The 9,548-nt window shown below is 43.2% G+C and carries 9 protein-coding genes and 4 pseudogenes; 7 read left to right on the top strand and 6 right to left on the bottom strand.

Translation table 11 applies throughout. From position 1 onward, the window contains the following. Positions 1-212: 212 nt before the first annotated feature. A complete protein-coding gene (locus AACX68_RS03515; protein ID WP_228860606.1) occupies positions 213-449 on the top strand; it encodes a hypothetical protein in 237 nt (78 codons plus the stop codon). Positions 450-606: 157 nt separating this feature from the next. On the opposite strand, the pseudogene AACX68_RS03510 reads toward AACX68_RS03515, so the two are convergent. After that, positions 607-1,188, bottom strand: a pseudogene (locus tag AACX68_RS03510) (IS110 family transposase); the annotation flags it as partial. Here AACX68_RS03510 and AACX68_RS03505 point away from each other — a divergent pair. From AACX68_RS03505 to AACX68_RS03495, 3 genes and pseudogenes are all read left to right on the top strand, one after another. Next, a pseudogene (locus tag AACX68_RS03505) lies at positions 1,182-1,292 on the top strand (IS110 family transposase); the annotation flags it as partial. The pseudogenes AACX68_RS03510 and AACX68_RS03505 sit on opposite strands and share 7 nt — an antisense overlap. Before the next feature lie 92 nt (positions 1,293-1,384). Next, entirely contained in the window at positions 1,385-1,720 is a 336-nt protein-coding gene (locus AACX68_RS03500; RefSeq protein WP_228860605.1) for a plasmid pRiA4b ORF-3 family protein, read from the top strand. A 566-nt stretch (positions 1,721-2,286) separates the two neighbouring features. Next, positions 2,287-2,640 carry a VOC family protein gene (locus tag AACX68_RS03495; protein ID WP_228860604.1) on the top strand — a complete coding sequence of 118 codons (354 nt, stop codon included), beginning with the start codon at positions 2,287-2,289 and terminating at the stop codon, positions 2,638-2,640. 43 nt (positions 2,641-2,683) lie between these two features. On the opposite strand, the pseudogene AACX68_RS03490 reads toward AACX68_RS03495, so the two are convergent. The 3 genes and pseudogenes from AACX68_RS03490 to AACX68_RS03480 all read right to left on the bottom strand — a co-directional run bounded on the left by AACX68_RS03490 (position 2,684) and on the right by AACX68_RS03480 (position 5,368). Beyond that, a pseudogene (locus AACX68_RS03490) lies at positions 2,684-4,084 on the bottom strand (ISKra4 family transposase). 24 nt (positions 4,085-4,108) lie between these two features. Then, positions 4,109-4,690 carry a recombinase family protein gene (locus AACX68_RS03485; protein ID WP_228860603.1) on the bottom strand — a complete coding sequence of 194 codons (582 nt, stop codon included), beginning with the start codon at positions 4,688-4,690 and terminating at the stop codon, positions 4,109-4,111. A gap of 144 nt (positions 4,691-4,834) precedes the next feature. Continuing rightward, positions 4,835-5,368, bottom strand: coding sequence for a plasmid pRiA4b ORF-3 family protein (locus tag AACX68_RS03480; protein WP_228860602.1), 534 nt, complete (start codon positions 5,366-5,368; stop codon positions 4,835-4,837). Positions 5,369-5,678: 310 nt separating this feature from the next. Between AACX68_RS03480 and AACX68_RS03475 the strand changes: the two genes are divergently transcribed. Together AACX68_RS03475 and AACX68_RS03470 are read left to right on the top strand one after the other, a co-directional pair. Further along, a complete protein-coding gene (locus tag AACX68_RS03475) occupies positions 5,679-6,128 on the top strand; it encodes an STM0539 family protein (RefSeq protein ID WP_228860601.1) in 450 nt (149 codons plus the stop codon). Continuing rightward, positions 6,125-6,943 (top strand): DUF2145 domain-containing protein, encoded by an 819-nt coding sequence (locus AACX68_RS03470; RefSeq protein WP_228860600.1) that lies wholly within the window; start codon positions 6,125-6,127, stop codon positions 6,941-6,943. Before AACX68_RS03475 ends, AACX68_RS03470 begins: the two co-directional genes overlap by 4 nt. A 209-nt stretch (positions 6,944-7,152) precedes the next feature. Here the strand turns inward: AACX68_RS03470 and AACX68_RS03465 are convergent. Then, positions 7,153-7,269: pseudogene (locus AACX68_RS03465) on the bottom strand (ArsR/SmtB family transcription factor); the annotation flags it as partial. A gap of 90 nt (positions 7,270-7,359) precedes the next feature. On the opposite strand from AACX68_RS03465, the gene AACX68_RS03460 reads away from it, so the two are divergent. Then, positions 7,360-7,566, top strand: coding sequence for a hypothetical protein (locus tag AACX68_RS03460; protein WP_228860599.1), 207 nt, complete (start codon positions 7,360-7,362; stop codon positions 7,564-7,566). 280 nt (positions 7,567-7,846) lie between these two features. On the opposite strand, the gene AACX68_RS03455 is transcribed toward AACX68_RS03460, so the two are convergent. Next, entirely contained in the window at positions 7,847-8,998 is a 1,152-nt protein-coding gene (locus tag AACX68_RS03455; RefSeq protein ID WP_228860598.1) for an LLM class flavin-dependent oxidoreductase, read from the bottom strand. Positions 8,999-9,548 lie beyond the last annotated feature (550 nt).

The following is a 9,548-nucleotide window of genomic DNA, read 5'->3' as shown; positions in this document are numbered from 1 at the left end:
CAACAAAATTAGCTAAAAAGTTGGTAGGTATTCATAATCGGAATAGCCTTAAAATAAAGCGGAACAAAATGTTATTTTCATAAATAAATAATACTAAATGCCCTTATATTCAATATATTGATGTATTGAGAAATACATCAATTACACTGCAGATTGCCAACTCAAGATTATTCAGAGTTATCTCGTTGGGGGGGATGTACGCGGTTGGCTGGATGAGCAAACACGACGATGGATTTATCGCCTATTGCTATATTTCCCAGCTACGGCCAACGTTTGGTTTTGGCGGAAAGGGTTATATGGGATTTTCTGACCATAGCCCCGATTTTTCCCTTGGAGAGCGTAAAAAATCTATGGTTCCCCTCTTTTTTGCAACACTAATTTTTGATGAATTTTTAGCTTGCTTAAATCTATCCGGCGTCACTGTAGGCAAGGAGCCTGCGCCTCGATGAGTTCCGCGCCTGATGAACCTTAAAACCGTGTCGGCTTGAAAGAGCCATTTTTTATGTTAGGTTTCTCATCAGGCCGGTAGGCCGTTCATGTCATCAATAATCAGTCTTCGCAAAACCAGTGGGGTAACATTTAAATAGGTTCACAATGACGCCAGCTTTAGGCGACAAATACCGTGTGTTGTGTCGTAATGGCCCACGCTATCCGGGCGAGTTTATTAGCCAATGCACAGGCCACGATATTAGAGTGCTTTCGTTCAAGCTGCTGCTTAACCCAGTCAGCCAGTTTTCCCTGCCGGTGCTCAATCTGTTGCATGAATGACCGGGCGCAGAGTACCAACAGTTGCCGGAGCGTCTTATTACCCCGTTTACTGATACCCAATAAGGTCGTCCTTCCCCCGGTGCTGTACTGGCGGGGAACCAAACCCGTCGAGGCCGCAAAATCCCGGCTGCGAGAATATTGTTTTCCATCGCCCAGTTGTGAGGAAAGCACACTCGCCGTGATGGGGCCAATGCCGGGGATCGTCATCAGCCGTTGTCCGGTATCATCCTGAGCAATCTCCTGTGACAGGGCGGTTTCAATCTCGGTGATTTGTTCAACCAAATAGTGATAATGCGCCTGTAACCGCAGTAATACCTGCACCAGATAAGGGGGAAGTTCATGTTCAACCAACACAGTGGAGAGTCGTTTTATCACAGCAATCCCTTTGGGCATACTGATGCCAAACTCAAGCAGGAAAGCCAAATAAAGTCGCTATCGTTGCTTGTATGCGTAAGTTACTGGTCATTCTCAATGCAATGATAAAAACAAATAAACCGTGGGATGAATCTTTCCACACGGTTTAAAGCGAAAGACAGTTGCTCATTACTGTGGGGCACTCTGTTAAACCGGCGATAGAATGAACAGTTAAGTGCACTTATTAGTCCGATATTTCACCATGAAAATTTATGTCGTTAAAATCGCCCTTCGGGGTATCAGCCCAATGGTCTGGCGTCGATTCAGGCTATCAGGTGAGACATCTTTAGCCGCTTTTCATTATATTATTCAGCTCGCGCAGGGATGGCAGGATGATCACCTTCACCAATTCCGTATTTATGCTAAAGATTACGTCATTTCCTACTCCGGCGGGATGGCATTTTCTGATAACCATTACAAAATCGCGCTGGCTGACTTTGAATTTGATGCCGGTGATCGCTTTACTTATGAATACAATTTTTTGAGCAGGGGCTTCACGATATCCGTATTGAAACTGTTCTCGAAAACGCTAATCTGAAGTCACCTTTTTGTCTGGCCGGAAACAGAATACCCGGGGCAACATTAGCCGATGAAACGACTAAAACACTGACATTGCTCAACGCGATTATTCACGCTGATGAAACAACAACGATCGGAGAGATCCGTCCATTGGTTGAGACACTTGATGCCATCAGATTCAACCGCAGAAAGATTAATCGCCAATTAAGTCGGCTCAACCTTGATTCACCGGAACTTGAACCCATCGTGATAGGATGATCGGTATCCATAAAGGTATGTTTTTAAAATTTATATCAAGTTTTAAAAACATAAAATAAAACGATTGGTAATACAATATTGGTCAATACCATAATGGTAGCAGCCAGTAATGCTGTCAGACATGTTTTTCTTACGTTTTTATTCAAGACGAAAAAATAGACTGTCGGTACGAACAGCACCAAGAAAACAAGAATTTTTACAAGTTTCAAAATACCGAATATCATTATGCAACAAGCCTCGAATATACTATATATGGACGCATTTGAGATCGTAAAAAGGTAAATAAACAGTTTTTTTAATTTGTAATTCATTTAGGAGAGAGTGGTGATGTCAAATAACAACTTTACGAGTCTTGTTTCCGTTCTTCACGTAAGTGATTTCGACGAAGCCGTTGAATGGTACGCCAAATGGCTTGGGCGCAAGCCAGATGTTACACCTGTTGAGGGAATAGCCGAATGGCAGCTGGTAGAAAATGCGTTGATTCAAGTTTCGGTTACTCCTGACCCCAGCCTTGCAGGTAAATCATTTGTAGTTTGCTGTGTTCGCAATGTCGAAGCACAGAGGGTAGTTTGTCAAAACGCTGGTATTACCGTTAGCGAAACACAGGATCTAGGCTTCATAAAGCTTGCACAGGTCAGCGATCCAGCCGGAAATACTGTGATGTTTGTCCAAGAAATGTAGAGCAATCTTGATTAGAGAAGCGAATTCTTAAAGCATGGGGCATTTATGCAGCCATCTTTTCTGCCCAAGAATGCTCCGCTTTGTCACCTAATTTTATGCCCAGATACCAATGCCCAAATTGGGTTTTCAAATCATCATTCAGTACAGCTGTGCGTGTCTGAAGTAAGTAATGCGCACCTTGTTGGCTTCATTGCATTTGCTGCTTTTTCACCATCCGTTTGGCAATCACTTCATTAATTGTCGATTCAAAAAATGAAGAAGAAATGGGTTCACCATAGCGGTACATTTCACCATAATTCGGGATCATCATGCGGTTCTTTTCAATATAGGTATACATTTCATCGATATGTTTTGACAAGGATTTCTTACTTTCATAATGCAATATGTCCTCATCACACATCGCGGCACAATCATCCAGGTGTTCTAATGCCTTCATCACATTGCCATGCCAAAGATACCATTTTGTACTGGTTAACGAGTCCAATAATTCTGCACCGAGTTCAGGTGCGCTTTTTGATACTCCTTTGGCATATTGTTTTAGTACTGTCAGACGCATCGTGATATGAAACCAATCCAATACGTGCTGGGATTCGGGGTACAGGTTAAATTACAGGTCCCTGAGATTATCAGCACCATCCGATAAGAAAGTAATTTGTTGATTCGCCTGCATTCCCTGTGAGGATAGCTGGGCGATGAGTTTTCTTCTGGGATGATTTTCCAGACATTGCACAAAACCAAAGCGTTTGGTTGGGACATTAGTGGCAAATGATTTTCCGGCGATGACTTCGAAATGATGTTTTCTGTCGTCTCAGTTTTTGACGTAGCCTCCATCAATGCCCACTGTCATTGGTTTTCCCGGTTTGGGTAATTTTTCCCATTCTCTGGGATCGCCGGGGAGAAAATCCGGCACACCGTCTAATTCAACCTCTTGTCTTTTGGCCGTCTGACAAAGGTGATTTCTGACCGTGGCAGCATTACAGTGTTTCCCCATTGGCAGAATATCTTTGAGCAGATTAGCGGTCAATCCATAAGACATCAGTGACGCCCACCGGGTTTCTATTTACCTGAGTTCCGGGTGAGTATGCGAATCACACCAATTATTAAGCAGGCTAACGGTCTGGGTTGAATGTTGCTCACACGCACACCGATAAATCCGAAATCCCTCTACGGGAATAATGCTAAATAAGGTTCGGTACTGGATGGCTTGTTTGCCTTTTATTCGGCGATTTCGTTGACAGCAAGGACAAGCACGATGTTCATCCAAATATTCCGCCGCCTGTTTCTGGGTCACTGATTGCTGGATAGCGTTCAAAAGTAATTTCGATTCAGACAGGGAGAGTCCAATGTCATTGGGGGCATCGGATTGTTTTTCTATCGTGAATAACTTCTCAGTATGGCGATGACCTGATTTATCGACCATCGCGATTTGGATTGTGAATTGCATGGTGCTGTCCTCTCGGGGGTGTGGCTACCGGCTTCCGCCGTTTTTTAGCTGGTGACGCAATTTATAATACGTAGAAACACCTAACCCCACGTTATCGCAGGCCAGCTTTAACTTGATGCCTTTCGCTCGTAACGCGTCTATTTGAGGCAATTTACTGATCTCCGCAGGCGGCCTGCCCGTACGTTCTCCACGCTGTTTTTTTGCGGCGATCCCTTCGGCTTGCCTCTCTCGAATGAGTGCCCGTTCAAACTGACTGAAGGCCGACATCATATGCAGTTGCAGCTCTTGCATAGGTGTGCTCTCGTTGGCACTAAACGTAAGCTGCTCTTTCAGAAAGATCAATGTAATACCTTGTTCGCGTAAACGCAGGGTCAGAGTACACATATCCATCATATTGCGGCATAACCGATCGATGGAGTGAACAACTATCGTGTCGCCGGTTCTGACCTGTTGAAGCATATCTTGGAGCTGTGGCCGGTTGATGTTTTTCGCACTGGCCTGTTCGATATAGATTTTGTCAATTTTAATACCGGATGCAGACAGCGCCTCTTTCTGGCGATCAACGTGCTGGTCAACCGAACTCACCCGGATATAGGCATAGTGCATACTACCCTCAAAAGTCTTTAAACCTGATAAAGATTTGTAGAATACTCTATAAAATTCACTTTTTCGAGGTTTATAGAGTATTATCGACTTGTTTTTAGCGCGGATGAAAAGGTATACCTTTATGGATACCGATCATTCTATCCGCTACAACCATATCACCATCGGTTCCAGTTCAGGAGCATTAAGGTTGAGCTGACTTAATTGGCGATTCACCTTTCGGCGGTTGAATTGGACAGTATCCAGATCATCTATCAATGGGCGAATTTTTCTGACGGGGGTTGTGTCATCAGCATGAATAATTGCATTGAGTAGTGCCAGGGTTTTCATCGCTTCATCCTCTGGCGTGGCACCGGGCATTCTGTTTCCGGCCAAACAAAAAGGGGACTTCAGGCGTGAGTTTTCGAGAAGTGTTTCAATACGGATATCATGAATCCAGTGCTCGAAAAAGTTGTATTCGTAGGTAAAGCAGTCACCGGCATCAAATTCAAAATCATCCAGCGTAATTTTGTAAGGGTTATCCGGAAAGCCGATCCCACCTTCATAAGAAATGCCATAATTTTTGCCATAAATACGGAATTGATGCAGGTGATCATCCTGCCATCCTTGCGCTATCTGAATGATATAGTGAAAAGCAGCTAAAGAAGTCCCACCTGATAATCTGAATCGGTGCCAGACCATTGGACTAATACCTCAGAGGGCAACTTTAACGACATAGGCTTTCATGGTGAAGCGCCAAATAAATACTATTTATTGCTTATTCTATCGTCGATTTAACAAAGTGCCCCACGGTTTTTTACGCTCTCATTCAGAAAGGTCAAAGATATGACTGCCTAAAATCCAGAATATCTTGCCGTTTATCATGCTGATCCTTCTTCGGGGAAGAGCGGTTCCCTGTTAAAATGACCTATTTACGTTATTATCTGGTCAATTGATTTTTGTATATCTGAATATATGAGAGTCATGTTGATTTACTGAAAAAGGAATATTGATGAAATCACGTATAGCTCCAGTATTAATGTGTTCAGCCTTATTGGCAGCGGCACCTGTTCACTCAGAAGAATCATTTATGTCAAAGCATCCTCATTTATCTACCGCATTAGTTTACAGTGGCCCAAGCTTAGCCAGTTCTGTTTTAATAAGCGGCATTATTCTGCTGCCGGTGCTTGTTCCAGCTAAAGTAGTTATTGATTCTGTTGAGTACAATAAAAAAGATAAAACCGCAGTCATCACCGGAAAAACAGACAAAAATGAAAAGGCAGCTCTACTTGTCGCGGTAGAAAAATTAGAAAAAATCCCGGTAAAACCTGGCGATACTCTGATACTGGAACCAACGGAAGAAGGTACAGGAACCTATTTAAAAAAAGAGGGTAAGATAATCTCTCACATGATCACTCCAGATGAACAAAAACTCTCACATCAGGAGAAAATGTCGGAATGACATTGCTGAAACCGGTTTTGCTGACGCTATTGCTGGCAGTATGTGACACCGCCGCATACAGCGGCAGCCAGACTGAATGTAAAGAAAAAAACCTTCCCACACCACAGGAAGTGGCTCTGCGTACAGATCAGGCCCATAAACTGCATGATTGGTTGTCACAGAATAATGATGATGTGGTACTGTTAGCACGGGAAGGACAGTCCATGAGTGATTATGGGCTGCAATTTTCACATGCAGGATATGCTATTCGGACTGATGGCGGCCAGTGGCGTGTCTATCACAATCTCAACACTTGTGGCACAGCAGAATCGAATCTGTGGATACAAGGTGTGTATGAGTTTATTGATGATGACCTGAGCGGTCATACCATTGCCACCCTACACTTCCCACCCGTACTTCAGAGCCGCCTGAAAAAGGTTCTGACAGATCCAGAGCTTCGCCGGAAATTGCACAATCCACACTATAATATGGTGGCACCACCCTTTTCACTGACTACGCAAAACTCCAACGGTTGGATACTGATGGTGTTTGCAGCGGCAAATTCCTCATCCGTGAAATCTGTAGTTGACGGCGTGGCATGGCTGGAAGCTGAATACTATATCGGCTCATCAGCCAAAATTGGGAACGTGAAACGGGCGCTATCGGATCGTTTTATGGTGAATATATCGACTGAAGGTCAGCCTTTCCCGGGAATTATCACCTTTAACTCAGGCGATAGCCTTCTGGGTTTTATGAGCCGCTACAGTAAATCCCAAGTAGAATGTGACCACGGAAAATTTGGTGCATCGGTCTGTATGGTACCGCTAGGCAAATAATCCGGTTCTATCGTATTAACGGATGAAAATGGGCAAAAATCACAATGCCGATCCTTCAGGCAATTAACAAATAAAATTGGTCTGCGGGAGACAAGCCGTCTCCTTCGGAATATTGAAGCTACCCTTTACGGACTTCAACAATCACACTGTGGAATACCCCGTGTACATAGAAAGAGCTAATGATTCACTGAAGCGAATGAGGTTAATTAACATTTATGCGCCTTTCCGTTGGCGAGTACACGAACAACTGTCATTCGAATTGGATTACCTAATGCAGTAAGTACATGTTCAAGTCGTATTTGGTTGCGTTCCGGATGGTGTTTCATTTTTTGCCGTTTTTCCCTGATTTAGTTCGAAGGTACACGAATTATCAAACAAGTGGTTTACAAAATACATAATAGTCTCAGCAATTTTCAATGAAAAAATTCTTTTTTATTTACATGACACTACAAGTGAAAAATAAAAAAGTTTTCGCGCTATTTGGTGCCATTCCAGATAGAGAAAAACGATATTTTTACTTTAAACCCGCCAATCCTTTGACTGGGTTAAATGCTGAGGCAATCATTGAAATTGCTAAGACACCAACATCTACGTTGAGCAAACGTCGTTCACTTATCGATTAGGATGATTACTATAAGGTACTCACACAAGTACCGCGAGCGATATATAGCTCGAATCTAGGTCAAACAAGCCAGCCGGATATAGAGAAGTGGCTCCATCTTTCCAAAAAAATGGTTCAGCGAATGCGATTTATCTCCCCAACGCATCCATGCGCTTCAATGTGGGCTCCCAGAGAAATGTTAAACTTATGATGTTGCGTTTAGATGATATTTTGACCGAGTTGGGGGAATCACATTATCATCAATCATCACAGTAAAAAGCATATTTTACCGCGCCAAAAAATTAATCGCTCTCAGAATTAAATTGGAGTCGTAAGCCAGCTTGCTCCATAGCTGGTAAGACATCTCTCACGAAGCTCTTAATGCCCTCGTGATAATCCAGCCAGGTCAGAGCAATACCATCGATTCCCCAGTCTGAGTATTTCTTGAATTGCTTGACAATAGATTCGACAGAGCCAACAAGTGGAACGCCTGCTAAGCCGGCTTTGAAGTGGAATTTGAATTCTTGTGCTTCTTCAGGAGTAAATATACCCGTTTGTATCCCTAACTCCTTGGCAATATTGTCGGCACCTTCGTCATCTCCCTGCTCGACTGCGTAGTAATTCACATATTCAGCCGCCTCTTCATCAGTATCCTTCTGTACAACGTAACCATAGCACCATATCTGTATATCTTTACCGAATTCCGTCTTCGCCAGATCTTTATATGAGGCAATTTGCGATCTAACAGCATCTTCGCCATGCATGTGTTTTATTATTAAAAACGCTGCATCGCAGTATTGGGCGCAAAATCGCTTGCCCCGGGGTGATCCCCCGGCGTTAATTAGGAATGGTTTGTTTATAGGCTTGGGATCGGAAATAGCTTCAACAATCGAAAAATGTTCTCCAGTGAAGTTGAACGGTTCCTGCTTTGTCCATGCATTTTGAGCAATCTCTAGCCATTCTTCGGCGTAATCATAACGCTTATCGTGGTCCATCATAGTGCCGTTGAACATTCGCATTTCGGCACCGTACCAACCGCAGACAATGTTCAACCCGAAGCGTCCACTGCTGATATGGTCGATAGTTACCGCCTGTTTAGCTGCGAATAATGGGTGCACTGTGGATAAATGGGATGTTGTGAAAACCGCTATCTGATTTGTCAAAGCTGCAATTCCAGCAGCCCATGTGTAAGTCTCGTAGCAGACGCCACTGGTATTATTTTCCCCACCAAATCCCTTCCATCGCCCTACAGGAATGAATGCTTCAAAACCTGCTTGATCGGCAATTTTCGCTATCTCAAGATTCCCCACCCAGTCGTCACCACGCAATCTCTCAGGTGCGTTAGTTACAGTGCAACCGCCCTCAGTATTGGTAGAAAAAACGCCCAGTTTCATTAAATTTTTGCTTGTACGAACTGGATTTTCCTTCACAAAATAATCTAACTTTTTATTCATGTTTTTCTCCCGGCTAGGCCAGATCAAGTGTATATCCAGACAATTGTGTTGCAGGGAGATTGTAGCATTGTATTCAACTGCAATTCTGCGACAATACAACCTATGATATACACATACGGGAGAAATCGAAGACAACTTAATGCCTGAACACTTAGTAATTCTTTGCTTGAAACGCTCCGGAGGTTTGCAGGCTTGATGCGCCCTGTTATATTTTATTTAATCTATTATTTTTTATGATAATAATGAAAAACTATATCAACTTTAACCTTATCTCACCCAATAAAAATCAGGAGGTTTATCACAGTACCTAATCATTAGGAGAATGACCGTCCATCACATCCTACAGCCTAAGCGCTTCCACTGAACCCGATAAAGGAGCGGCTATGTCATTTCAACTCACCATAAAAGTCGAGCATCGTGTAAAGGCTATTAGTCTGTGCCCCTTGCTGACTATTAAATCAGCAACAGCCCGACCAATCCCTTCGTTTGCACCAACTACAAGGTATGTTTTAATTGTTTCGTTACACATTGAGATAAGCCAACGTTCTAT

The sequence above is a fragment of the Xenorhabdus sp. PB61.4 genome, from assembly GCF_963894935.1.
GTDB lineage: Bacteria > Pseudomonadota > Gammaproteobacteria > Enterobacterales > Enterobacteriaceae > Xenorhabdus > Xenorhabdus stockiae.
Note: the sequence above shows the minus strand (reverse complement) of the source record. Positions and strands in the feature narration are given on the sequence as shown.